The sequence below is a fragment of the Saccharopolyspora sp. NPDC050389 genome, assembly GCF_040655595.1.
Taxonomy (GTDB): domain Bacteria; phylum Actinomycetota; class Actinomycetes; order Mycobacteriales; family Pseudonocardiaceae; genus Saccharopolyspora.
On record NZ_JBFAKG010000001.1, the window covers coordinates 48758 to 72684 of the forward strand.

The 23927-nt window shown below is 70.0% G+C and carries 26 protein-coding genes; 12 read left to right on the forward strand and 14 right to left on the reverse strand.

Going from position 1 to position 23927, the window contains the following annotated elements; genetic code table 11:
* Positions 1-23 precede the first annotated feature (23 nt).
* Positions 24-1334, reverse strand: a complete 1311-nt coding sequence (locus AB0I53_RS00240; RefSeq protein ID WP_358594604.1) for a UDP-glucose/GDP-mannose dehydrogenase family protein — start codon at positions 1332-1334, stop codon at positions 24-26.
* 157 nt (positions 1335-1491) lie between these two features.
* On the opposite strand from AB0I53_RS00240, the gene AB0I53_RS00245 reads away from it, so the two are divergent.
* The 4 genes from AB0I53_RS00245 (at position 1492) to AB0I53_RS00260 (ending at position 4740) form a co-directional block, all read left to right on the forward strand.
* Positions 1492-2454 (forward strand): aldo/keto reductase, encoded by a 963-nt coding sequence (locus tag AB0I53_RS00245; RefSeq protein WP_358594066.1) that lies wholly within the window; start codon positions 1492-1494, stop codon positions 2452-2454.
* A gap of 111 nt (positions 2455-2565) precedes the next feature.
* The gene (locus AB0I53_RS00250; RefSeq protein ID WP_358594067.1) at positions 2566-2688 is read left to right on the forward strand and encodes a hypothetical protein; all 123 of its coding nucleotides are present in this window, start codon (positions 2566-2568) and stop codon (positions 2686-2688) included.
* 104 nt (positions 2689-2792) lie between these two features.
* The gene (locus AB0I53_RS00255) at positions 2793-3551 is read left to right on the forward strand and encodes an SDR family NAD(P)-dependent oxidoreductase (RefSeq protein WP_358594069.1); all 759 of its coding nucleotides are present in this window, start codon (positions 2793-2795) and stop codon (positions 3549-3551) included.
* Positions 3552-3786: 235 nt separating this feature from the next.
* A complete protein-coding gene (locus tag AB0I53_RS00260) occupies positions 3787-4740 on the forward strand; it encodes an NAD(P)-dependent alcohol dehydrogenase (protein ID WP_358594071.1) in 954 nt (317 codons plus the stop codon).
* Positions 4741-4787: 47 nt separating this feature from the next.
* Here the strand turns inward: AB0I53_RS00260 and AB0I53_RS00265 are convergent, their stop codons facing one another.
* On the reverse strand, positions 4788-4985 hold the full coding sequence (locus tag AB0I53_RS00265; protein WP_358594073.1) for a DUF397 domain-containing protein: 198 nt from the start codon (positions 4983-4985) through the stop codon (positions 4788-4790).
* A 16-nt stretch (positions 4986-5001) separates the two neighbouring features.
* Positions 5002-5859, reverse strand: a complete 858-nt coding sequence (locus AB0I53_RS00270; RefSeq protein ID WP_358594075.1) for a helix-turn-helix transcriptional regulator — start codon at positions 5857-5859, stop codon at positions 5002-5004.
* Positions 5860-6068: 209 nt separating this feature from the next.
* Between AB0I53_RS00270 and AB0I53_RS00275 the strand changes: the two genes are divergently transcribed.
* Both AB0I53_RS00275 and AB0I53_RS00280 read left to right on the forward strand, forming a co-directional pair.
* Complete coding sequence (locus AB0I53_RS00275) at positions 6069-6236, forward strand: hypothetical protein (RefSeq protein WP_358594076.1); 168 nt, start codon at positions 6069-6071, stop codon at positions 6234-6236.
* 84 nt (positions 6237-6320) lie between these two features.
* Entirely contained in the window at positions 6321-6539 is a 219-nt protein-coding gene (locus AB0I53_RS00280) for a hypothetical protein (RefSeq protein WP_358594078.1), read from the forward strand.
* Positions 6540-6663: 124 nt separating this feature from the next.
* Here AB0I53_RS00280 and AB0I53_RS00285 read toward each other — a convergent pair whose 3' ends face one another.
* Positions 6664-8292 carry a TM0106 family RecB-like putative nuclease gene (locus tag AB0I53_RS00285; RefSeq protein ID WP_358594080.1) on the reverse strand — a complete coding sequence of 543 codons (1629 nt, stop codon included), beginning with the start codon at positions 8290-8292 and terminating at the stop codon, positions 6664-6666.
* Between the two features lie 170 nt (positions 8293-8462).
* On the opposite strand from AB0I53_RS00285, the gene AB0I53_RS00290 reads away from it, so the two are divergent.
* Positions 8463-9026 carry a DUF6474 family protein gene (locus tag AB0I53_RS00290; RefSeq protein ID WP_358594082.1) on the forward strand — a complete coding sequence of 188 codons (564 nt, stop codon included), beginning with the start codon at positions 8463-8465 and terminating at the stop codon, positions 9024-9026.
* A gap of 51 nt (positions 9027-9077) precedes the next feature.
* On the opposite strand, the gene AB0I53_RS00295 is transcribed toward AB0I53_RS00290, so the two are convergent.
* From AB0I53_RS00295 to AB0I53_RS00315, 5 genes are read right to left on the reverse strand one after another with little or no spacing between them, the layout of a single operon-like run.
* Complete coding sequence (locus AB0I53_RS00295; RefSeq protein ID WP_358594084.1) at positions 9078-10091, reverse strand: glycine betaine ABC transporter substrate-binding protein; 1014 nt, start codon at positions 10089-10091, stop codon at positions 9078-9080.
* On the reverse strand, positions 10088-10855 hold the full coding sequence (locus tag AB0I53_RS00300) for an ABC transporter permease (RefSeq protein WP_358594086.1): 768 nt from the start codon (positions 10853-10855) through the stop codon (positions 10088-10090). Before AB0I53_RS00300 ends, AB0I53_RS00295 begins: the two co-directional genes overlap by 4 nt.
* Positions 10852-12036 carry an ATP-binding cassette domain-containing protein gene (locus AB0I53_RS00305; protein WP_358594088.1) on the reverse strand — a complete coding sequence of 395 codons (1185 nt, stop codon included), beginning with the start codon at positions 12034-12036 and terminating at the stop codon, positions 10852-10854. The genes AB0I53_RS00300 and AB0I53_RS00305 overlap by 4 nt, the downstream gene beginning before the upstream one ends.
* Positions 12029-12676, reverse strand: coding sequence for an ABC transporter permease (locus AB0I53_RS00310; RefSeq protein ID WP_358594090.1), 648 nt, complete (start codon positions 12674-12676; stop codon positions 12029-12031). The genes AB0I53_RS00305 and AB0I53_RS00310 overlap by 8 nt, the downstream gene beginning before the upstream one ends.
* 5 nt (positions 12677-12681) lie before the next feature.
* Complete coding sequence (locus tag AB0I53_RS00315; RefSeq protein ID WP_358594092.1) at positions 12682-14340, reverse strand: BCCT family transporter; 1659 nt, start codon at positions 14338-14340, stop codon at positions 12682-12684.
* Between the two features lie 438 nt (positions 14341-14778).
* On the opposite strand from AB0I53_RS00315, the gene AB0I53_RS00320 reads away from it, so the two are divergent.
* From AB0I53_RS00320 to AB0I53_RS00330, 3 genes are all read left to right on the forward strand, one after another.
* Complete coding sequence (locus AB0I53_RS00320) at positions 14779-15225, forward strand: hypothetical protein (RefSeq protein ID WP_358594093.1); 447 nt, start codon at positions 14779-14781, stop codon at positions 15223-15225.
* A gap of 71 nt (positions 15226-15296) precedes the next feature.
* Positions 15297-16112, forward strand: coding sequence for a YcnI family protein (locus AB0I53_RS00325; RefSeq protein WP_358594095.1), 816 nt, complete (start codon positions 15297-15299; stop codon positions 16110-16112).
* Positions 16109-16645, forward strand: a complete 537-nt coding sequence (locus tag AB0I53_RS00330; RefSeq protein WP_358594097.1) for a copper resistance CopC family protein — start codon at positions 16109-16111, stop codon at positions 16643-16645. The genes AB0I53_RS00325 and AB0I53_RS00330 overlap by 4 nt, the downstream gene beginning before the upstream one ends.
* Positions 16646-16694: 49 nt before the next feature.
* On the opposite strand, the gene AB0I53_RS00335 is transcribed toward AB0I53_RS00330, so the two are convergent.
* The 4 genes from AB0I53_RS00335 to AB0I53_RS00350 form a co-directional block, all read right to left on the reverse strand.
* Complete coding sequence (locus tag AB0I53_RS00335; protein ID WP_358594099.1) at positions 16695-19364, reverse strand: hypothetical protein; 2670 nt, start codon at positions 19362-19364, stop codon at positions 16695-16697.
* 301 nt (positions 19365-19665) lie between these two features.
* Positions 19666-19968 (reverse strand): hypothetical protein, encoded by a 303-nt coding sequence (locus tag AB0I53_RS00340; protein ID WP_358594100.1) that lies wholly within the window; start codon positions 19966-19968, stop codon positions 19666-19668.
* A 144-nt stretch (positions 19969-20112) separates the two neighbouring features.
* A complete protein-coding gene (locus AB0I53_RS00345; protein WP_358594101.1) occupies positions 20113-21018 on the reverse strand; it encodes an aminoglycoside phosphotransferase family protein in 906 nt (301 codons plus the stop codon).
* Positions 21019-21070: 52 nt separating this feature from the next.
* Positions 21071-22381 (reverse strand): helix-turn-helix transcriptional regulator, encoded by a 1311-nt coding sequence (locus AB0I53_RS00350; protein ID WP_358594102.1) that lies wholly within the window; start codon positions 22379-22381, stop codon positions 21071-21073.
* Positions 22382-22662: 281 nt separating this feature from the next.
* Between AB0I53_RS00350 and AB0I53_RS00355 the strand changes: the two genes are divergently transcribed.
* Both AB0I53_RS00355 and AB0I53_RS00360 read left to right on the forward strand, forming a co-directional pair.
* Positions 22663-22908 (forward strand): hypothetical protein, encoded by a 246-nt coding sequence (locus AB0I53_RS00355; protein ID WP_358594103.1) that lies wholly within the window; start codon positions 22663-22665, stop codon positions 22906-22908.
* 13 nt (positions 22909-22921) lie between these two features.
* Positions 22922-23260 carry a hypothetical protein gene (locus AB0I53_RS00360; protein WP_358594105.1) on the forward strand — a complete coding sequence of 113 codons (339 nt, stop codon included), beginning with the start codon at positions 22922-22924 and terminating at the stop codon, positions 23258-23260.
* Between the two features lie 456 nt (positions 23261-23716).
* Here the strand turns inward: AB0I53_RS00360 and AB0I53_RS00365 are convergent, their stop codons facing one another.
* Positions 23717-23839 carry a hypothetical protein gene (locus AB0I53_RS00365; protein ID WP_358594107.1) on the reverse strand — a complete coding sequence of 41 codons (123 nt, stop codon included), beginning with the start codon at positions 23837-23839 and terminating at the stop codon, positions 23717-23719.
* Positions 23840-23927: the final 88 nt, after the last annotated feature.

Here is a 23927-nt window from a genome sequence, read left to right on the forward strand (position 1 = left end):
CAAAACTGCGAACCGCGCGCAGCTCAGGCGGGGGTGCCCGCCACCGGGGTCCGGCCGACGCCGCGCCAGGACAGGCCCGCGCGGCGCAGGACGTCCGGGTCGAGGTGGTTGCGGGTGTCGACCACCACCGGGCCGCGCAGCACCTCGGCCACCCGGTTCCAGTCCAGCGTCCGGAACTCCTGCCACTCCGTCAGCAGCACCAGCGCCGCGGCCTCCTTCGCCGCCTGGTACGGGTCGTCCACCAGCGCCACCTCCGGCGGCAGCGCCGGCTCGTCGCCGCGCAGCCCCGGGTCGTAGGCGACCAGCTCCGCGCCGCGCGCCGCCAGCAGCCGCGCCACCTCCAGCGCCGGCGAATCGCGCAGGTCGTCGGTGCCCGCCTTGAACGTCAGGCCCAGCAGCCCGAGCCGCACCCCGGCGAGGGAGCCGCCGCAGGCCTCGACGACCTTCGCGACCATCCGCTCGCGCTGGCGGGTGTTCGACGAGATGGTCGCCTGCAGCAGCGGGAATTCGAAGTCCACGGCCTCCGCCACCTGCAGCAGCGCCGCGGTGTCCTTCGGCAGGCACGAGCCGCCCCAGCCCGGGCCCGGCTGTAGGAACGACTGCCCGATCCGGCGGTCGTAGCCCATTCCCTCGGTGACGTCCGAGATGTCCGCGCCCAGCCGCTCGCAGAGCTCCGCGATCGCGTTCACGTAGGAGAGCTTGGTCGCCAGGAAGCAGTTCGCCGCGTACTTCACCATTTCCGCGCTCGCCGCGTCCGTGAGCACCGTCGGCGCGCCGAGGCGCGCGTACAGGGCGGCCACCCGCTCGGCCGCGTCCTGGGTGTCCGAGCCGACCACGATGCGGTCCGGGTTCAGGAAGTCGTGCACCGCCGAGCCCTCGCGCAGGAACTCCGGGTTGCTGACCACCGCGACGTCCTCGCGCCCGACCAGCTCGCGCAGTCGCGCCGACGTGCCCACCGGCACCGTCGACTTCGTGACCAGCACGCATCCCGCGGGCAGCAGTTCGCGAACCTCCTGCGCCACGGCCTCCACCACGGCCAGGTCCGCCTTGCCGCCGGCCCCCATCGGCGTCGGCACGCACAGGAAGACCACCTCGGCCTCGGCGACGGCGGCCGCCGAACCGACCACGAACTCCAGCCGCCCGGCCGCGATGCCCTCCTGCACCAGCTCGGCCAGCCCGGGTTCGTGGATCCGCACCTCGCCGTGAGAGAGCTGTTCGACCTTCGCGGCGTTCACGTCGCTGCACACCACCCGGTGCCCCAGCGACGCCAGGCACGCCCCGGTCGTCAACCCGACGTACCCGGTGCCAACTACGACGATTCGACGGGCGAACACCAGTCCCCACACCCCTTCACCTCGCACGACCGTTCGGTCGCACCCCCTTTGGGCATCGTGGCACATCGCCCGCACAGCGGAACCTGCATCGCCAACTGTTCACGCGCCGTACGTCCTGCGTGACGCACCGGTGAACCGGCGTTTAGGCTCACCGGCCGTGGAGCAGCGACGTTTGGGCGAATCCGGTCTGGTGGTCAGCGCGGTCGGTCTGGGTTGCAACAACCTCGGCCGCCCCGGCACGTCCACCGAATCCCTGTCCGGCGTTCGAGCCGTGGTGGACACCGCGCTCGACGCCGGGATCACCTTCTTCGACGTGGCGGACGTGTACGGCTCGCCGCGCGGGCGCAGCGAGGAGCTGCTGGGGCAGGCGCTGTCCGGCCGCCGCGAGCACGCGATCATCGCCACCAAGTTCGGCATGGACATGCAGGGCGGCAACGGGCCCGACTTCGCCGCGCGCGGTTCCCGCCGCTACGTGCGGCGCGCGGTCGAGTCGTCGCTGCGGCGGCTGGGCACCGACTGGATCGACCTGTACCAGCTGCACCGGCCGGACCGGTTGACGCCGATCGAGGAAACCCTCTCGGTGCTGGACGACCTGGTTCGCGAGGGCAAGATCCGCTACGTCGGGCACTGCAACCTCGCGGGCTGGGAGCTCGCCGACACGTCGTGGACGGCGTCCTCGTCCGGGCTGAACACGCCGGTGTCGGCGCAGAACCACTACTCGCTGCTGGCGCGGGAGGCCGAACGCGAGGTCGTGCCGGCCTGCAAGCGATTCGGCGTCGGGATCATCCCGTACTTCCCGCTGGCCAACGGCCTGCTCACCGGCAAGTACCGGCAGGACCAGGAGCCGCCGGCGGGCAGCCGGCTGGCGAACCGGAACCAGATGCTCGCCGACGCCCCGTGGGAACGCATAGAGCAGCTGCGCACCTTCGCGGAGCAGCGTGGCATCCCGATGACCGCGGTGGCGGTCGGCTGGCTGGCGGCGCAGGAGGTGGTGGGCTCGGTGATCACCGGCGCCACCACGCCGGAGCAGGTGCAGGCGAACGCGGCGGCGGGCGAATGGCGCCCCACCCAAGCCGACCTGGACGCCATCGACGCGATCTGCCCGCCCACCCAGCGCTAGGCGCCGCGGGCCGCGCGAGCACGGTCGGTGACGGCGCTTTCGCTCGGACGGACCGGAGAATTGCACCGGTGGCCGACGCGGCGGACCGGCTACGCGGACCAGGCTCTGAACATGGAGCTGATCGGGATCGCCGCAATGTTCGCCGGCCTCGCGTTGCTGGCCGCGCTGCCGCTGGTCGCGCTGCTTGCGTTCGTCGAGGTGACTTCGCAACGACGGGTGCGCCGCCATCATTGAGCGCAGGTTCGCCGCCTGCCCGTTCCGCGTCAGGTGCTGGGCACGACCGTTCCCAGGTGTTAGACATGCCGGGACACCAGCAACGAACGCAAAGGAACGAGCAGATGCTGATCACCGACACCGCGGCGATCGTCACCGGCGGGGCTTCCGGCCTTGGCGCGGCCACGGCACGAGCGCTAGCGTCGCGCGGCGCGCAGGTGTTCGCGGTCGACTTGCCGGACTCGGTGGCCAACGCGCCGGTCGTTGACGGGGTCACCTACACGGCCGCCGACGTCACCGACGCGGACCAGGTGCAGACCGCCGTCGAGCAGGCGGCCGGCGCCGCGAATCCGCTGCGGATCGTGGTGAACTGCGCGGGCATCGGGCCGTCGGCGCGGATCGTCGGGCGCAAGGGCCCGCACGACTTCGACCTGTTCCGCAAGGTCATCGAGGTCAACCTGATCGGCACCTTCAACGTGCTGCGGCTGGCCGCTGCGGCGATCGGCCAGACCGAGCCCGGCGAGCACGGGCAGCGCGGCGTGGTGATCAACACCGCCTCGGTCGCCGCCTTCGACGGGCAGATCGGCCAGGCCGCGTACTCGGCGTCCAAGGGCGGCGTGGCGAGCCTGACGCTGCCGGCCGCGCGCGATCTGGCGTCCTCCGGCATCCGGGTGATGACCATCGCGCCGGGCATCGTGGACACGCCGATGCTGGCGACCATCAACGAGGAGTTCCGCGCCGGGCTGGCCGAGAGCGTGCCGTTCCCGAAGCGGCTGGCCACGCCCGAGGACTTCGCGCAACTCGCGCTGGACATCGTCGAGCACGACTACCTCAACGGCGAGGTCATCCGGATGGACGGCGCACTGCGGATGGCGCCGCGGTAATTCCGAAAACCGCTCCCCCGCCGGGACTTTCGGATGCGGGAGCGGGTTTTGACCGCTCAGGACCCGTGCGTACTTTGTGCTGCTATAGCGACACAAAGTACGCACGGGCATTCACCTGGCAAAACGCCGCCGATCACATGCTGCGCCGGGTGGCGATCCGCCGGAGGATGAGCACCGATTCAGGTGAACGTCGAAGGGAGCTCGATCATGGGCGGGGTCATGAAGGCCTGGACAGGTGCTGCTGAAGGTGACCGCCGCCGGGATGTGCCACTCCGACATCGGGGTGATGAGCTGGCCCGCCGAACAGCTGCCGTTCGAGCTGCCGCTCACCCTCGGGCACGAAGGCGTCGGCACCGTCGCCGAGCTCGGGCCCGGCGTGCGAGGCGTCGCCGAGGGCGACTCCGTCGCGGTGTACGGGCCGTGGGGCTGCGGCGTGTGCTGGAAGTGCGCGCAGGGCAAGGAGAACTACTGCACCCGCGCCGCCGAGCTGGGCATCCGTCCGCCCGGCCTCGGCAGCCCCGGCGCGATGGCCGAATATCTGCTGGTCGACGACGTCCGCCACCTGGTCCCGCTGAACGGGCTGGACCCGGTGCAGGCCGCGCCGCTGACCGACGCCGGGCTCACGCCGTACCACGCGATCAAGCGATCGCTGCCGAAGCTGGTTGGCGGCAGCACCGCGGTGGTCATCGGCGCCGGCGGCCTCGGGCACCTCGCGGTGCAGATCCTGCGCGCCACTACCGGGGCGCGGGTGATCGCGCTGGACGTGGCGGACGACAAGCTGGCGCTGGCCCGCGAGGTCGGCGCGCACGACGTGGCCCGCTCGGACGAGAACGCGGCGCAGCGCGTGCGCGAGCTGACCGGCGGGCTGTGCGCGGACGTGGTGCTGGACTTCGTCGGCATCGCGCCGACGGTGCAGATCGCGGCGCAGTCGGTCGCGGTGGAAGGCGACATCACCATCGTCGGAATCGCGGGAGCGCCGCTGCCGGTCGGTTTCGGGTTGCTGCCGCACGAGGTTTCGGTGGCGTGCCCGTACTGGGGCTCCCGAGCGGAGCTGCTCGAGGTCTTCGACCTGGCGCGGTCGGGCGCGCTGCGAGCGCACGTGGAGACGTTCGGCCTCGACGAGACGCCCGAGGTCTACGAGCGCTTCCACCACGGCCAGATCAAGGGCCGCGCGGTCATCGTCCCGTAGGCGGATGCGGCGAGGGGCACCTCCGAGCAGGAGGCTCCCCTCGCACATCAACCGATCCGATCGGCGGCGAGCGCGACCAGGAAGGCGCGCCACTGAGTGGGAGCGAGGGTCAACCGCCCGCCGTCGCGGTCTTTCGAGTCCCGAACACCGATCGCCCCCGGCGCGAATCCCACCTCGACGCAATTACCACCGTTCCCGCCGCTTCGGCTGCTCTTCCGCCAAACGACGCGGTCTAACTCGTCCATGCCGCGCCCCTTTCCACTAGTCGCTCTGCAACTCCCTAACCGCCTGCTCGATGCGAGCTGAGCTGTCGGCTGGGCTCAAGGCCGCGGCCCGCAAGCGGTCAAAGGTGAGGGTATAAGTGTCAACGTCCGCTTGGCGATCGTGATAAGCGGCGGATGTGAGGCTCTCCGTGTACGCCAGCGTCGGCGCTGCGTCGTTCGGAAACCTGAGCAGAACGAACGGGAAACCGGTTGCCGGGTGAGCACCTGCTTCGTGCGGGACGACTTGGACCTCAAGTTGCGCGGGCCGCCTGACTTCGAGCAGGAAGCGAAGCTGTTCGCCCATGATCTCGGGGCCGCCGACGACACGTCGGATCGCTCCTTCGCTGATGACCGCCAAAAGCCGGGTCTGCCCGTCGGCCAGCAACCGTTCTTGCCGCTCCGCGCGGACTTTGACCTGGCGATCGCGTTCGTCGTCGGAGAGTTCCGGGTTCAAGGCCTCGATGATGGCCGTTGCGTAGGCCTCGGTTTGCAGCAGCCCTGGAATGAGCTCGGTTTCGAAAGTTCGGATCTCGACGGCTGCTGATTCAAGTCCGACGTAGCGGCGGAACCATCGCGGCACGGCGCCCCGGTAGGCCTGCCACCAACCGCGCTGATTCGCGCCCTTCGCAAGTGTTCTGACCTCGTCGACGTCTTCTTGCGATGCCTCGTAGAACCGCAGCAGCGCATCGAGTTCGGCCCGCTTGGTCGGCACGTCTCCGAGCTCGATCTTCCTGATCTTCGACTCGGAGCACTCCAGCTCGTCGGCAGCGTCCTTTGCGGACTTTCCGGCGGCCTCTCGAAGTTCGCGCAGGGCTTGGCCCTGGGCTCGGCGACGTGCTGTCGGGCTCTCAGACATGGATCGAATCTTGCCGCACCGGTCCCGATCAGTGGATCACACAATGTGACGAACAGTATTGGCTACCGGTAACCATGACCGTTCTTCAATGCCATGATCGGACCTCGAGAAGCGGTTGTCGGTCCTTTGATTCGGAGGATGCGATGTCGGAGTTTGCCCAGGTGGATTGGTTTTGGCGGCCGGTGGGGGTTGGGCGGCATGCGTTCGGCATGGCCGCGAAGCGGGCGGAGCCGTATGCGTCGGTGACGTCGTTCTGCGGCGTGGAGGTGGGTGCGTGGCAGGTGCAGCGGCTGCCGCGGGAGCTCGAATGGATCGACGAGGACACCTGCATGGACTGCTGGCGGCGCATCAGCGCCCGGTGGGCCACAGGCCCGTGAGCACTTATTGCTGCTATAGCGACACAAAGTACGCACGGGCTCTGACCAGCGGAAACGTCAACTTCAACGGATAGGGAGACAACAATGTTCTGGCTTCAGGTGAGCACTCTGGTTCTGGTCAACGTGCTGATCGCGAGCATGCTGCTGGTCCGCGCTCCGCGCGCGCAGCACACCGGCGCAGGGGATGGCGCATTGAGCGTGTGGCAGCTGATCGAAGACGTCGAAGCCGAGCGACAACGGGAAACGGAGTCCACCGGGCGGCACTGCCTGAACACCGAAACCCTTGCGCGGCTGCGCATCTGACCGCGAGACCTGGTCCGGCGGATCCCCCTCCCCCTCGCCGGACCGCATGGTGGCCGGGCGCTTCGCCCCCGACCCGGCGCCCGGCCACCCCCGGTAACCAGGCTCGTCGGATGCGCTGTAGGTGTTAGAGGTCGGCGGCGTAGGGGATTTCGTTGGACGCTTCGGAGGTCATCCAGCGGCGGATCGTCCAGGTCGCTCGGACGTCGTCCTCGTTGTAGTCGAGGATCCGGTCTCGCTGGGACAGCACCGGCACGCCGCCGCCGAGGCCCACCGCGTCTCGGTACCAGCGCATCGAGTTCTCGCCGCTGGCCTCGGCGTCCCGCCAGCCGAACCCGGCGCTCGGCGCGATCACCTTCAGGCCCTTGCCGTTCGGGCACAGGAACTGCTCCCGCACCGATGCGAACAGGTCGACCCACTCGGCGGAGCCGATGAACTCGCGCACCTCCGCCACCGACGGCACGCCCGGTTTGCCGGCGAACCGCTCGGCCGAGGCGAGCATCCAGCGGTTCTCCGCGAGCTCGTTGTAGCAGTAGGCGCGGAAGCTCAGGCCTCGCTCGTACGCGCGGCGGCGCACCGAGCAGAACCACGTCCAGAACTCCGCGAAGGACCGCGCCTCGTCGTCGGACGGCAGCGGCTCCCAGCTGACGAACGCCCGGTAGCCGGGCTCCTCGCCGATGTCCACGCCGGACAGCCAGCAGCCCCACAGGTAAGCCCCGGCGTCGGCGTAGCTCTCCATGTCCACGTCGACTTCCACGTCCGCGCGCGGCACCGACAGGTCGCGGACGCGCCGCACCAGCGGCAGGTTCCGCAGCCACGCCTTGGCCAGCAGGATCGCGTCGGTGTTGCGGACGCCGGTCAGCGGCAGCGATTCGGCTTCCGCCAGCGGCATCGCGGCCAGCTCATCCACTGTGGACACGCCGACCTCGCGCAACGCCACCGCGTCCTCGCCGCGCACCACCAGGCTGACGTCCCGGCTCTCGCGCAGCTGTGATTCGCAGGTCGGCCACCACGGGCAGCCCTTGCACTCGGTGATCCGGGAAGGCAGCGCGAGCGGTTCCGCGCCCTCGGCGGCCGCCGAGGCCACCGCCAGGCGATCGGCGAACCGCGCCTCGTACTCGGCGAGCGCCGTGCGGCCGCCGGGCCAGTTCGGCACGTTCAGGTCGTGCCAGAGCACCACGTCGGCCTCGACGCCGACCACGCCGCCGAGGTTCGGCGCCGCGCCCATCCCGCACGCCTGCAGCAGCCGCAAGGCGTGCGCCAGGCGCAACTGGTCGCGGGGCTGCGCCCGCACCTTGCGGGTCTGGTCGAGCCGCGCGGCCGCCGGCACCGGCCGGTCGATCGGCGACACCCGGGCGCCGTTGCCCGGATCGGTGATCTTGTGCCGCACCACCAGCACCGGAACGTAACCGTCGCCGCTGCGCACCAGCAGGTCGACCGAACCGCGCCGGCCGCCGGAAGCGTCGGCGGGCAGCTGGGCGGAGGAGATGTACGGCGTGCCGGCGCGCATCGCGTCGAGCGTCAGCTCCTCGCGGCTCGCCACGGCACCGCGCGGGATCTCCGCCCAGTCCTCGCCGAGCGTGTTGCCCAGCAGTTTCACGACATACCGGCGATGTTCCGCGGCGTCGGCGATGCGCTGCTCGATGCCCAGATCCAGCTGCGCAGGCGGTTCATCCTGCGCCGGATCGTTCTCGAGGTGCACGCGTCGACGGCACCGTGTTACGACGCCCGCGTCGAGCAGCACCTTCTCCTTCACGTGTGAAGCGTATGCCGTCGCTCCGACAGACGCGCCCATCACCCCGGTGACACGGCCCCGACGCGACTACGCACCGTGCTCGAACGGGCGCCGCTCGATGTCGTGCCGCCCGCGGTCCGGTCTTAAGGTGATCGAAACGCCAACCGCAGGACAGGGAGGTGTCGGCCGCGGTGAGGAAACGCACGACCGGACGCAAGATCCGGAAAACGGGCCCGAACGGCTCCCGCAAGGTCGTCAAGGCGGCGAAGAAGGCGGACAAGAAGGCCGCCAAGGCCCTCAAGAAGGGCGAGCACGGGCGCATCACCCCGGGCAACGCCAAGAAGATCATCGGAGTGGCCAAGGTGGTCGGCCCGGTGCTCGCGCCGTTCGCGATCCACGCGGTGTCGGTGGCGCGCGAGCGCTACGAGCGGATGCGCGCGCATCGGCTCGGGGTGCCGGTGGACCAGCTGGGCAGCTTCACCGGCCGGGGCGCGGCGCTGCACGCGCGGATCGCCGGCGACGCCGGCGCGCTGCGCGAGCTTCGCGAGCAGTCGGCGAGCGGCGAGGAGGCTGCCGTCGCGGAGCAGTACGCGGAGCGGACGGCGGCGCGGCTGGCGCAGCTGACCAGCGCGGTGCGGGCCGCGGAGCGGATGCCCGCGCAGCGGCGGAAGTCCGCGCACCGCGCGGTCGACGCGGAGCTCGGGCGGATCGAGGACGACCTGCTCAGCCGCTTCGGCGTCGCCAGGCGCAGATAGCGAGGGGCGCCCTCGGCCGATCCGGTCGAGGGCGCCCTCGGCTTCTGAGCCTCAGCGGCCAGCGGCTTCGCCGCCCGGGAGCTTCACCAGGCCCTGCTGGACCATCCACTCCCTGGCCACGTCCGCCGGGTCCCGGCCGTAGACGTCGACCTGGGCGTTCATCTTCAGCAGTTCCTCGTTCGTCAGCTTCGCCGACACCGGCTCGAAGACCGAGGTGATCTGCGGGTAGCGCTTGAGGAGCTCGTCGCGGGTCGTGATGCCGACGTTGTACCTCGGGAAGAACTGGCGGTCGTCCGCCAGGACCTTCAGGTTCAGCGCCTGGATCCGCCCGTCGGTGGTGAACACCTCGCCGAAGGTGCAGGTCCCGTTCTGGGTGGCCTGGTAGATGCTGCCCTCGGTCAGCACCTCCGTCTTCGACCGGTCCGCGGTGAAGCCGTACTCCTTCTCCACGCCGGGCATTCCGTCGTTGCGGCTGGCGAACTCGGTGTCCACGCAGAACGAGGCTTCGTCCGGCTTCTCCGCCATGATCTTCGGGATGTCGGAGAGCTTCTCGACGCCCAGCCGCCGAGCCGCGTCCTGGTTGACCGCGAACGCGTACGTGTTGTCCACGTTGTAGGTGATCGCCGTCCAGGCGACGCCGTTGCGCTCCAGGTCCAGCTGCTTGACGGCCTCGTACTGGGCGCGGGCGTCCGGGATCGGATCGGTGTTGCCGTTGTAGCTGATCCAGGACGACCCGGTGTAGTCCCACAGGATGTCGATCTGGTTGCTCTCCAGCGCCTTCCGGGCGCTGGCGGAGCCGACGATGCTGGTCAGGTCCCGGACGTCGGCGCCGGCCGCGGAGAGCGCGAACTCGGCGATGTAGCCGAGCACCAGCTGCTCCGTGAAGTCCTTGGAGCCGACGGTGATCGTGACGCCCTGCAGCTCCGGCACCGGCCGGATGGCGCCGGGTTCCACCGCCAGCGGCACCGAGCCGCCGGAGCTGAGCCCGCAGCCGGTCAGCAGCACGCCGGTCACCGCCACCGAGGCCAGCTTGAGCGCGCCGCGGCGCGACATCTTCCGGTTCATCGCAACCCCCTCGGCGACAGGTACGTCTCGGCCAGCGCGCCCAGCCAGTCGACCAGCAGCGCCAGCGACATCGCCAGCACCGCGCCGACGACCATGACGGTCCAGTCGTTCAGCTTGTACCCGGTGTTGATCATCTCGCCGAGCCCGCCCGCGCCGACGAACAGCGCCAGCGTGGCGGTGCCGACGGCCAGCACCAGCGCGGTGCGCAGGCCGGCCAGGATGTAGGGCACCGCCAGCGGCAGCTCGATGCGCGCCAGCACGCCCGTCGCCGACATGCCGATGCCGCGGCCCGCGTCGATCAGCGAGGGATCGACCTGCTGCAGGCCGACGATCGTGTTGCGCAGGACCGGCAGCAGCGCGTAGAAGGCGATCGGCAGCACCGCGATCCAGAACCCGGTCGAACCGCCGGTGATCAGGAAGAACAGCACCAGCAGACCCACCGAGGGCGCGGCCTGGCCGATGTTGGCGAGGCCGATGACCAGCGGCACCGCTTTGCGCGCCCAGCCGCGGCTGAGCACCACGCCCAGCGGCACCGCCACCACGACCACGATCACCGCGACCGCGAGGCTGAGCAGGAAGTGCGTCCAGGTCAGGCTCAGGATCGTGGTCGAGTTGATGCTGCGCGCGGTCACCTCGTCGTTGTCCTGGCTGAACGCCCAGCCCAGCACCCCGGCGACCAGCGCCACGACCGCGATCGGCTGCGCCAGCAGCCGCAACCGCTCCGCCCTGCGGGACCCGGAGTCCGAAGCGAACTGGCTGCTCATGACTGGTCCCCGGTCGGCTCGTCGTCGGCGTGCTCCTCGCGCAGCGCCTTGATCGTGTTCATCACCGTGTCGATGTCGACCACGCCGACGTACTCGCCGCGGTTGCCGGTGACCACCGCGACGCCGTCGTCGTCGGTGAGGATCGCTTCCAGGGCGTCCTGCAGCGTCGAGGCCAGCGCCACGCTGTCCTCCACGGGCCGCCCGGCCCGCTCCAAGGTGGACACCGCACCGGCCTCGCGGGCGGTCGCCCAGCGAAGCGGGCGGTTGCGCTTGTCGAGCACCAGGCCGATCGCGCCGCGGCGGGTGCCCAAGCGCTCCTTCAGCACCGAGGGCGACTCGTCGACGGTCGCCGTCGGCACCTGGCCCACCTCGATCTCGCGGACCCGCCGCAGGGTGAGCTGCTTGAGCGCGGCACCGGCGCCGACGAAGCCGGCCACGGTGTCGTCCGCCGGATTGGCCAAGATGGCCTCCGGCGTGTCGTACTGCAGGATCTTGGAGCGCTCGCCCAGCACCGCGATCCGGTCGCCGAGCTTGACGGCCTCGTCGAAGTCGTGCGTCACGAACACGATCGTCTTGCCCAGCTCCGCCTGCAGGCGCATCAGCTCGTCCTGCAGGACCCCGCGGGTGATCGGGTCCACGGCTCCGAAGGGCTCGTCCATCAGCAGCACCGGCGGGTTGGCCGCCAGCGCCCGCGCCACGCCGACGCGCTGCTGCTGACCGCCGGAGAGCTGCCGCGGGTAGCGGCCGCGGTACTCGCCCGGGTCCAGGTTGACCAGGTCGAGCATCTCGTCGACCCGCTCGCGGATGCGCTTCTTGTCCCAGCCGACCAGGCCGGGCACCATGCCGACGTTCTCACCGACGGTCAGGTGCGGGAACAGGCCGGCCTGCTGGATCGAGTAGCCGATCTCGCGGCGCAGCTTGTCGGGGTCGAGGCCGAGGACGTCCTGCCCACCGATGGTGATCTTGCCGGACGTCGGCTCGATCAGCCGGTTGATCATCCGCATGGTGGTGGTCTTGCCGCTGCCGGACGGCCCGACCAGCACCACCGTCTCACCGGCCGGGACGGTCATGGTCACCGACTCCACCGCGGGAAGCTTCTGCCCGGGGTAGCGCTTGGAGACCTCTTCCAGGCAGATCTCGACGCCGTGCCCGTTGGCCGGGGTGTTCTTGTCGTCAGCCACGAATACCTCTCGATGTCGTCAACCGCCCGAACAGCACGAAGAGGGCGTCCAGCAGCAGCGCCAGGATGATCACGCCAACGGTGCCGGCGACGGCCATGTTCAGCGCGTTCGCGCCGCCCAGCTGGCTCAGCCCGCTGAAGATCAGGTTGCCGAGGCCGGGGCCCTTGGCGTAGGCGGCGATGGCGGCGATGCCCATCAGCATCTGGGTGCTCACCCGCATGCCCGCGAGGATCGCGGGCCAGGCCAGCCGCAGCTCGACGCGGGTCAGCACGCCGAACCGGCTCATGCCGATGCCGCGGGCCGCGTCCAAGATCGGCTGGTCGACTGTAGACAACCCGACGATGGTGTTGCGGATGATCGGCAGCAGCGCGTACAGCACCAGCGTCACCACCGACGGCGCCACGCCCAGCCCCAGCACGGGGATGAGCAGGCCGAACAGGGCGAACGACGGGACGGTCAGGATCGCACTGGAGAGTGCGGTGGCGATCGCCGCCCCGGCGGGGCTGCGGTAGACCGCAACCCCGACCAGGACGCCGACGATCGTCGCCAGCACGATGCACTGCACCACCATGCTGGCGTGCTGGTAGGAGTCCACCAGCAGCGATTGCCACCTGGATGCGACGTAGTCCAGGAAGTTCACGCTTCTTACTCTTTTCCGCCGGCAGGTGCCTTCGCGGTGGCGTCGGCCTCGTCGACCTCTTCGGCCTCGGCCGGCGTGGTCACCAGCTGGAACTCGCCGTCGTGCTCCTCGGTGCCCGCGATGACGGCCTGCTCCAGCACCTCGGCGCCCTTGGCGTCGCGCAGCGTCACGTCGTCGCTGCGCAGGTCCTTGAGCATGGCCACGCACATGAACACCATGACGATGGCGAACGGGAGTGCCCCGATGAAGGTCAGGTTCTGGATGCCGTCCAGCGCCTTCTCCTCATCACCGCCGGCGCTGCCGATGACCAGCATGATCGCGGCCACGGCACCGGTCGCGGCACCCCAGAAGACCACCACCCACTTGCTCGGCTCGATGGCGCCCCGCTGGGACAGCGTGCCCATCACGATCGACGCGGCGTCGGCACCGGAGACGAAGAAGATCGCCACCAGGACCATCACCAGCACCGAGGTGACCGTCGCCCACGGCATGGTTCCCAGCACGTCGAAGGTCTGCGCCTCCGCCGAGCCCTCGCCGTAGACGTTGGCACCCGCCTTCTGGGCGTCGATCGCAGCGCCGCCGAAGATCGCGAACCAGACGAGGCTGACGCCGCTGGGCACCAGCAGCACGCCGGCCACGAACTGCCGGATGGTGCGGCCGCGGCTGATGCGGGCGATGAACATGCCCACGAACGGCGTCCACGAGATCCACCACGCCCAGTAGAAGATCGTCCAGCTGGCCAGCCAGCTCTGCATCTCGTCGCCGCCGGTGGCGCCGGCGCGCGAGGCCATCTCACCGAACTCGCTGATGTAGGACCCCACCGAGGTGGGCAGCAGGTCGAGGATGAACACCGTCGGGCCCACGACGAACACGAACAGCGCCAGCACGCCCGCCAACACCATGTTGATGTTGGACAGCCACTGGATGCCCTTCTCCACGCCCGACACCGCGGACAGGATGAAGCACACCGTCAGGATGGCGATGATCCCCACCAGCACGGTGCTCCCGGCCGCGTCCTTGGGCAGCCATTCGGCGTTCTCCAGACCACTGCGGATCTGCAGGGTGCCGATGCCCAGCGAGGCGGCGGAGCCGAACAGCGTCGCGAACAGCGCGAGGATGTCGATCAGCTTGCCGATCCACCCCTCCGCGTTGCGCTTGCCGATCAGCGGGATGAAAACGGCGCTGATCGTCTGGCGACGCCCGCGGCGGAAGGTGCTGTACGCGATCGCCAGACCCGCCACGGCGTAGATCGCCCACGGGTGCAGCGTCCAGTGGAACAGCGAGGTCGCCATGGCCGTCTTGATGGCCTCTTCGCTCTCCGCGGGGGACGTCCCCGGTGGCGGATCGACGAAGTGGCCCAGGGGCTCGCTAACGCCGAAGAACATCAAACCGATGCCCATACCGGCGCTGAACATCATGGCGATCCAGGAGATCGTCCGGAACTCCGGCTGCTCCCCGTCCTTGCCGAGCGGGATCCGGCCGAACTTACTGAAGGCCAGGTACAGGGCGAAGATGACGAAGGCGGTGGCCGCCAGCACGAAGCCCCAGCCCGTGTTGGTCAGCAGCCAGTCCAGCGCCGCCTTCGACGCCGTGCTCAGCGAGTCGGTACCCACCGCACCCCAGAGCACCACGGCGAACATGATGGCCGCGGTGACTCCGAACACGACCCAGTCCGTACGCGGTTTCCCGAGGAACTCGGGGCTTCCAGTCAATCCAGTTGTATGGTGACCCTCAGTGGGGTCACCACTTTGTTTTGTTTCGGTCGACACAGGTTTCGGCGCCGACTTTCGGCGACGCCCCCTCCTCTCCGTCGTCAGTCACGACGATCTGGAACTAAGCGGCCGGCATGTGTGCAGGTGGTAGCTCCGGACCGTCTGCAACCCGTAAACCGTGACCCAATCGGGTGAACAAGGCAAGCTCACCTGCGGTCAGCGTGGCCGAACCGACACCTAGACTTGGCTGCCGTGGCAGCCAAACTCGCACCTACGCAGGGCGCATTGCGCGTCCTGCGCGGTGCCGGTTTGGCCACCACGTCGGCGTCACTGTCCGTGGCCGCACACGCGGCCGCCGGGGGATCGTTACCCGATCCGGGTACGACCTTGGTGATCACCAGCCTGTTGGCCGGTGCCGGTGTGGCACTCGCTGATCGCAAGCGCGGGTCGTGGGGCATTCTAGGGGCCTTGAGCGTCAGCCAGCTCGCACTTCACGTATTTCTCCAGCTCGTGGCGTCTCACCAGGACGGCGCCGGCTATGCCGGGATGCGGTTCTCGCCACTGGTCATGACGCTCGGACACGCCGCCGTGGTGCTGCTGACCGGGCTCGTGATGGCCCGCGCCGAGCGGGCACTCTTCGTAGTCGCCCGCCTCCTCGGATCCATCCTGCCCCGCAGGTCGACTCCGCTACCGGTGGTTGCGCAGCCGCGCACGGTGTGCGTCTCCGTGGTCACGGTGCGTCCCCTCGCGCAGCTGATCTACCAGCGCATCCATGCCCGTCGCGGGCCGCCGGAATCTCTTGTCGCAGGCCGCGATCAAGTGGAATTCGCCACCTGATCGTTGCCGCTTCGTCATTTCGCCGCGTATTTGCGCGCGCAAAAACACGAACGCAGGAGATTCAAGTGAACATGTCGACAAATCGATTCGCGGTGCGATCCGCGGCGCTGACCGCCGCTTGCGGGATTGTTGCGCTGCTGGGTGCCGGAACGGCGTCCGCGCACGTTTCCGCACAGCCCGGCGAGGCCGCCAAGGGCGGCTACGCCAAGGTCGCCTTCCGGGTGCCGAACGAGCGGCCGAACGCCGGAACCGTGCAGGTCAAGGTGAACCTGCCGGAGCAGTACCCGCTGAGCTCGGTGCGCACCAAGCCGATGCCGGGCTGGACCGTCCAGGTGGAGCGGGTCAAGATCGCGCCGGTCGAGGTGGCGGGCTCGCAGGTCACCGAAACCGTGCGCAGCATCACGTGGACCGCGCAGCCGGGCAACCGGATCGGGCCGAACGAGTTCAACGAGTTCGAGGCGACGCTCGGCGCCCTGCCGACCAACACCGACGAACTGCTGCTGCCCACCATCCAGACCTACGACAACGGCGACGTCGTGAACTGGGACGCTCCGACGCCGGCGAACGGCGAGGAGCCCGAGCACCCGGCCCCGACGCTCAAGCTGGTCGAGGAGGCCGAGGAGGCCGAGGAGGCCGAGGAGGCCGAGGAGGCCGAGGAGGCCGAGGAGGGGCACTCGCACGGCGGGAGCTCGAACGGCCAGGAGGCCGGCGAGCAGGCCGCCGGCACCGGTGACGACACGGCCCGCTGGCTGGGCGGCGCCGGACTCCTGGTCGGCGCCCTCGGCCTCGGCGTCGGGGCCGGTGCCCTCGCGCGCAGCCGGAACGCCGGACAGGCTGCGACGCAGCAGGAATCCGGGAAGCAGGAATCCGGGAAGGACGAGTCGTGAAGCGGTTGATGGCGATCGCGGTGCTGGCGTTGGCCGCGCTGCTCGGCGGCGCGGGCACCGCGCTCGCGCACAACGTGCTGGTCAGCAGCGACCCGCCGGAAGGCGCGCAGCTGGCCACCGGGCCCCGTGAGGTCCGGTTGACCTTCGACCAGCCGGTGCGCACCGGCGAGGGCTACAACACGGTCAACGTGGTCGGCCCGGACGGGACGTACTGGACCGACGGGGAGGTGCGGGTCGAGGGCAACTCGGTCGTCGTGCCGGTCCGGGAGCTCGGCCCGGCGGGTGTCTACACGGTCGGCTACCGGGTGCTGTCCAACGACGGCCACCCGGTGCCGGGCAAGGTCACCTTCACGCTGACCGCGCCGGGCAAGGGCACCCCCGCCCCAGCCCCGCAGAACGCGGAGCAGCCCGGCCAGCAGGCGGAGTCGGCGGAGTCCGGCGGCGCGCCGATCTGGCCGTGGATCGTGGGCGCGGTGATCGTCGTCGCCCTCGGCCTGGTCCTCGCCCTGCGCCTGGGCAAGCCGAAGAACTGACGCAACACGGAGGCGCCCCCGGCCGAGCGACTCGGCCGGGGGCGCCTCGCTATTTGCCGCGCAACCGGATGCGTTCGAAGACCGCCGGGTCGAGCGTCCCGGCGCGGTCCACGGCCCGGGCCGGGACCATGAACCACGGCTGGCCGCTCTCCCGCGCCGCGCGCACCGGCACGAAACCCTGGTCCACCAGCGAAATCGCGTAGTCGACCGATACCTCGCACAGGTCGTTGAGCGCGGCCGTGCCGTGCCACGGCATCACCCCGGCGCCGCCGAGCGGGACGAACCGCAGCCTGCCCGGTGCCGGGCGGATGGACAGGCTCATCCGCACGCAGTTCTCCCGCCACAGCACCGAGTAGTCGAGTTCCTCGTCGACGTGCTTGTTCGCCAGGTAGGTGATCGTTTCCCGCCAGGCCGTCGCCAGCAGATCGCCGCGCGCCCGGCGGATCTCGGCCGGCACCGCCGGATCGGTCAGCTCGAACGGATCCGCGTAGATCCGCTGCGACCACGCGAACGGATCGCCGCCGGGGCAGGGGATGTCGACGGCTTGCAGCACGGAGCGGAACAGCTCGGCGAACCGCGGCCGGCCCGGCCCTGCCGGATCCCGGGCGTCGGCTTCGCCCAGCGCCGCCCGCGGATCGCGGCGGACGTCGAGCCCGGCGAACGCGGTCTCGTACCTGTCGCGGTGCTTCGCCAGCAGCTCCGGCCGCTGCGTGCGGTCGCCGCACCGCGGATGCGCGTCGGCGGCGTCGTCGAAGTCCTCGACCGACACCACGTGCCGCAGCCCGGCGCTTTCCACCTGTTCCGCCAGCTCCCGGTGGTAGCCCGCGTAGCGGCGCGGTTCCCGGAACCTGAAGTGGCTGGCGTCGGTGAGCGCCCGCACGGCGATGCCTGGCGGGTGGATCTGCCGGACGGCCTCGTCGAGCTGCCGCAGCCGGATCAGCATGGCCAGCTCGGCGAGGTCGGGCAGGCCGCCGAGCGCCTTCAGCCGGGAGCCGTCCTGCTTGAGCGACGGCCCCACCACGACGAACGGGATGCGGTCACCGACCTCGATCGAGGCGAGCATGTCCCGTTCGGCCGCTTCGGGCGGATACGCCGATTTGACCGCGCCGAACGGTTTCGCCGTGACGACCCGCCACAACGCCCGGCAGATCGCCGCCGGATCGGCCCGGGAACCGATCTCGCGGCCGAGCCGCCGCCCGCTCGCCACCGCGGTCGCGGCCAGCGACTCGACGATCCGCGACTGCTCCTGCCCGGTCAATTCGACGCCGTGCGACCAGATCGTGGGGCGGGTGCTGAGCTCCCGGATCCGCAGCCTGCTCAGCGACGTCACGTGCGACAGCTGCGGCGCACCGGCCCGGTGCCCGCGGCCCAACGGCAGCGGCTGCGGCAGCGACTCGAACGTCGTTATACCGCAACCGGTTCGATCCGCACCGTCCACAGTGAACCCAGGTGGGCGCACCGCGACCACCACGGCAGCGGGGAACGCCGCCTGCAGCGCGTCGCGATTGGCGGCCGAGTCGTCGAAGGCGGCGACGAGCTCGTGCCCCGGCATGTCGTGCAGCGCCGCGACCTTCTGACCCGCGATGCCGGTCACCGGCCCGTCATCGGTGGTGCGCAGATCGAGGTGGCCGAGCCCGTGGCGGGCCAGGACCTCTTCGGTGGCGGCCCGCATCCGGTGGCGGCGACCGGTCAGCCAGACGACCCGGCCGCCGGCCTGTTCCAGGTCCCGGACGAATCCGACCAGTCCAGGCGCCAGGTCGTCGGTCGACAGGGCTTCCCGGTGCCACGGGACGTTCCGGCGGTACTCGGCGTACAACGCGTCCCATTCGAGTTCGGGATACCTCGCCAGAAGCCCGTTGGCCGCCAGGAACGGGCGCCAGCCCGGCCGGTACAGCCCGGGCAGCACGTCCAGCCGCGCCGGATCGGCGAACTCGTCGATGCCGTGCGTTTCGCCCAACCGGCGCAACGCCTCGCCGACCCGGTGCTTCGGGTGCAAGGCGCAGAAGTCGAGATCCACGACGACCAGCGGACGCGGCAGGCCGGGATCGTGCCGGCACCGCGCGTTGCGCGCCCGGACCAACCGGATGACCCGGCTGAGGATCTCGTGCTGCTCCGTTGCGACGACGTGCACGAAACGCCGCCACGGGTGGTCGCCGGCGAACGCGGCCGCGGTCGACTCGGCCAAGTGGCGCAGTTCCTGGGCGATGACGCGGTCGAAGGCGGCCCGAACCCGGGCCTGCTCGTCGCCGCTAATGAGCACGCACGCGGCCGCCAGCTCGTCCAACTGCTTGTCCAGCGCGGCAATCACGTCCGGCACCGCGGACCGCGCACGGCGAATCCCGCCGAGCACGATGCGCCCGGTGGCCGTCGCCGCCGAGTCGAGTTCGACGCCGAGCTCGCCGACCGGCAGGAAACCCCGCGCCAGCAGCCCGCGGAACGTGATCAGCAGCGGCCGGACCACGAATTCGGCGAGGTGCTCCGGCGCCGTCCAGACCGGCGGTCGGCCGGCCACGATCCGCTTCAACGGCAGCACATCGCCGGGGAATTCCCAGCGCGCCAACTCACCCAGGGGGATCGCGTTCCGCGCCGCGGACAGCTCTCCCACCGCCCGGTGCTCGCCGGTCTCGGCCGCCGCTACGCAGTAGAGCCGAAGCAGCGCATCCTCGCCCAGCAATTCCCGTAGCCGCTCCGCCCGGACATCCGGATCGCACAAAACCATCTCCAATCCAACAATTCCGGAAAAAACGCACGCACCACGAAGCCCGCTCGCCTACGCGAGCGGACAGAAAGAGAATTCAGCGATCGCGCCCGAGCATTCGCACCAGCCGCTCGGGCAAGAAACACCGGCACCGCGGGCAATACCGGCTCGCGACGCCGGGAATATCGGCTGCTAGCAGGGAAAACGTCGAATTCGCCCCGACCGAAACGGCCCGCACCGATCGTCGAACCCCCAGTTCAACCGGCGCGTCAGCGAGCAGACACGGGAACGGCCCGCCGATGACGCGCCCGTCGCCGAGTGGTCATTCACCATCGGCGAGCTGCACGAGCGGGACGCAACAGTCCCCCTCCAACCGCTGCACCGCGACCCGGCCGCACCGCTCCAGCTCTCTCCGGGTGATCCAGCCGGCGGCGTAATGGCGGTATGCCTGGGCCAGCAGGACCAGCTCCGCCAGGTGATCGGCGTGGCGGAGCCGGAGGTCTTCGGGCAGCCGGGGCAGCGATCCGGCCTGGCTGTCCACCACCTCGTCGAGCACCTGCGCAGCGCGCAACGCGCACGCTCGGCGCCAACGCGGCATCCGCGGCAAGAACTTCGCGATCCTCATCGACAGCCCGTCCCGTAGCAACGCACCGATGCACCAGTTCGCCCGTATGGTTTACCCCTTCCAGCGAACGCTCGTCACCAGAAATGGCCGAACGAACGCGGTGATCGACCCAACATCGCCCGTTCGGCCTAGCAATAGGCCGGATCAGCTGTACGGCACCCATTGCGTGAAGAGATCTCCGTCCCTGATCGTGCGCAACCGCTGGTGCAGTTGCTCGCGAACCCCGGGATTGCTGCGCAGGATCGGGAGCACCCCGGTGGTGATCTTCAGCTCGCGCAGTTCGCGCAGCACGGGAAAGCCTTCCCAGCGCGTGATGTCGAATCCGTAGGCCCGGGCCAGGTCGTCGTGCCAGCCCGGCGGGTGCCCCATCCGCAGGCGCCCCACCGCGATCGGCGTCAGATCCCACTCCGGCGGGCCCATGCACAGCGAATCCAGGTCGCACAGCAGCGGTCCGTCCGGGCCGCCGATCACGTTGCCCAGGTGCGCATCCGCGTGGATCACGCTGCGCGCCAGCGGGAACCGCAGCGCCGCCAGGCGTTCTTCCAGCGCGTCGCAGCGCTGCGCGAGAAACCGGTGATCGTCCGGATCGATGTCCACCGCATCGGTCAGCCGACGCCGGATGTCCGCCATCGGCTGCCAGTCCAGGAACGTCGGGGACGGCAGCTTCGAGTGCATCCGGCGCAACAGCACGCCGAGGTCGGCGCCGCCGGGCATCGGCCCGGTCTCGGGCACGTACTCCCAGAAGGTCGCCAGGTGTTCGCCCACCTGGACCGGCTGCTCGAGACCCGGCAGCAGGCGCACGGCGGGAACTCCGTGCGCGGCCAGCCAACGCGCGGCTTCCACGGCGTTGAAAGCTCGATAGGTGAACGACGGGGAAAGCACGACGCGGACGACCACGTGCTGGTCGCGAAGCAGGAAAACCCCGTTGTTGACGATTCGGAGCAATCGCGCGCCGGTCGGATCGAGGCCGACGGCAGCGCAGATCTCGGTCAGTGCCAGCTCCAGCTCCGGCGGGATGCACCGACCCTGTTCCAGTGGTTGTGTCTTCATGCTCATCGTTTCGAACCGACAGCACCGGCACTGCTGTCCCGGCGCGCCGAGCTCACACCCGGCGGAACCGCCGGACCGCCTCGAACAGGTCGCGGACGTCGGAATTCATCCGGTGTTTGCCCGATTCCAGCTCCAGCGGCTTGAGCCGGTCGGCGACGCGCGCGGACTTGACCCGCTCGCCGAACTCCAGCGCCCGCCGCCCGACCTTGACGCCTTCCTGCAGGTCGCCGGCCCGGATGTGGTTGGTGGCCTGCAGGCTCAGGCCGAACACGTGGGTGCGCGCCATGTCCGCGCCGTAGGCCTCGTTGCACTTGATGGTCTCGGCGACGGCGATCGACGCGTGCTTCTTCGGGTCGAACACCGACAGCGCGTCGTGCGCGGAGCCGATCATGCCGTGCAGGTCGTTCTCGGTGAAGAAGCGCACCCAGTCCGGCGCCTCGTCGGCGCGGGCGCGGGCGAACTCGTCCTTCGTGCGGCCGACCATCTTCTGCACCTGGTCCGGCTTGTTCAGCATGCCGTAGGCCCAGGCCTCGTTGGCGCACAGCACGGCCACGGTCAGCGCGGAACCGGAGTCCTGCGCGGCGATCTGGCCCAGCTGGAACAGCTTCAGCGCCTCGTTGGGCTCCTCGTAGTGCAGGTAGACGCGGCCCATCCGGTACAGCACGCTGGCCACCAGGCCGTCGTCCTCCGCCTGCTTCGCGAACTCCAGCGCCTTGCCGAAGTGCCCGCGGGCGGGGTCGAGCAGGCCGACGTCGAACGAGGTCCAGCCGGCCAGGCTGTGCATGTCCGCCAGCGCCACGAACAGCTGCTTGCGCACGGGATCGGCGGCACTGGACTCGAGGAGCTGCTGCGCCCAGGACAGCTGGGCCACGACGGCATCCCGGCAGGTTCCGCCGCCGTAGCGGTAGTCGAGGTCGCGCAGGGCCTTGGTGGCGGCGTGGATCTGCTGCACGTCGGTCATGCCGATCCGCGTCGGCGCCGGGGTCTGGGCGTTGGCCGGCAACCAGGAACTGGTCTCGGTGCCGAAAACCGCGGCGCCCATGGTCACCGCCGCGGCGTGGGACAGGAACTTCCTGCGCTTCACCGACTCGTCCTCCTCAGCGTCGGGGGCGTTGGTCGCCTTCGCGACCCGCATCGCGGTCGCCCCGTCGTACGCGAGGCCCATGTAGCCCCGCGGGATACCCAGCCCGTCGGCTATTCGGGCGAGCACGTCATAAGCCATGACCTGCCGCCCCTTGAGGATCTCGGACACCTCGGATTGCGACTGCCCCGTCGAGGCTGCAATCTGTCGCTGCGAAACGCCGTGCCGGCGTAGCTGCCGGTAGATCTCACTGACGTCCCGCCGGGCCAGTGCATCCCGCATGTCCCGCTCGTTCCAAACGTCGGGTGTAACGGGAGAGCCGCCAGAACCGATGATGTTCATTTAGACCCCCTGACGCTCTGCTCGGGCGTTGGTCGCAGAGTAAGGGCACTGCTGCATCCCGGTGAAGCGCGTATCGGTAGAGGTGATCGGCGGCGGTGAAGTCCACCGACCGCTCGTCGTTGCCGTTGGCCCGGTTATCGCCTACGCACTAGGCGCGGCGCCCCGACCCGTTCCAATCTAGTCAGCACAGGCAACCGAGCACGAACGGGAACGGTGACGAGATGCGGGCAGCACAGAGCGGGAACGGCCGGTCCGCCGGCTTCCCCTCAGCACCCGCGGACCGCCGCCGGTGGTGGCGAGTGGACTGCCGAGACGTGGCGAACTCGCACCGATTCCTGGACGTGCTGGTCAACCGGGACAGGGTGGTGCTCGTCGGACCGCCCGGCCACTCCGCGGCGCTGTCGGCCAACGGCCTCGGCCAGTTGTCGGTCGCGTTGCGGGATGCCGCTGTGCAGGCGAGAAAGTGACGGTGACGTTTCGGTGGATGAGATCCTGGGGCAGGTGCTGCGAAGTGCGGTGCGAGAGCGGCTCGACGTGTTGAGCGAGCTGGCGAACCGCGCGGACGCCCCTTCCCTGCTCTCCGTTGCGCGTTCCGAACTCCCCCGGCTCACCGAGGGATGGCGGACGCTGCTCACCGCGCACGACGCCGACGAAAAGGGCAACTGCCCGGAGTGCTCAAGCCGTTGGCGCCCGCAGAAAGCACCGTGCTCGGTGTGGCGCACGGCTTATGAGCACCTGGTGGCAGGTGCCTTGGCACCCCGTCCCGCACGGCACCAGCGCCCGGCGCACGCTCTGCGCCCGGCCGCGCCGGTGCCGTAAGCCGGCGGACTCGGCCCCGGACAGCATTACCTCCTCCCCGACCCGGGTCACCGAGAAACCGCCAGGCGGCGGCCGATGAGCGTCTGGTCGTGATTCCCCGACCTCGACCACTCGATCACCGGCCGCCGCCGCGAAAACTCCACATCGGACCGGCTGGAAAGCCAGCGCGGTCACCCCAAGTTCCGCGGGCCGGTGCTGACGCACTCCCCTCCCCCCGACCGGTACCGGTCCGCGGACTCCAACCACTCCGGTCACGCCGTTTCCCCGGACGGCCCCGGAGTCTGGAAAGGCCCTGGAGCTCGATTCCCCGACCGAGCCCAGGGCCTTTCCAATGCGCTGCCGCAGGTCGCTGGTGATTGCGTCCGCCTCCAAGTCGTCCAGTTGGACTGTTCGCTGGAGTTCGACGAAGGACACCGCCCTCGGCCCAGCGCTGCAGCGCTCGATGGCCACCACTGGTCAGACCCGGGATTCGACGGCGCCGACCCCCACGGCCACGAAGACCTCCTGGACGCGCTCCGCGCCGGCGACGTTGACCGCGCCGCCGCCACCGCCACCCGCAGTCTCGACACCACCGGCCACTGGCACGCCTCGCGCGCAGGGCCCGACTCCGACGAGCCGTGAGTCCTTTGGGTTGCTATGGCAGCCCAAAAGACTCACGGCCCCGTGC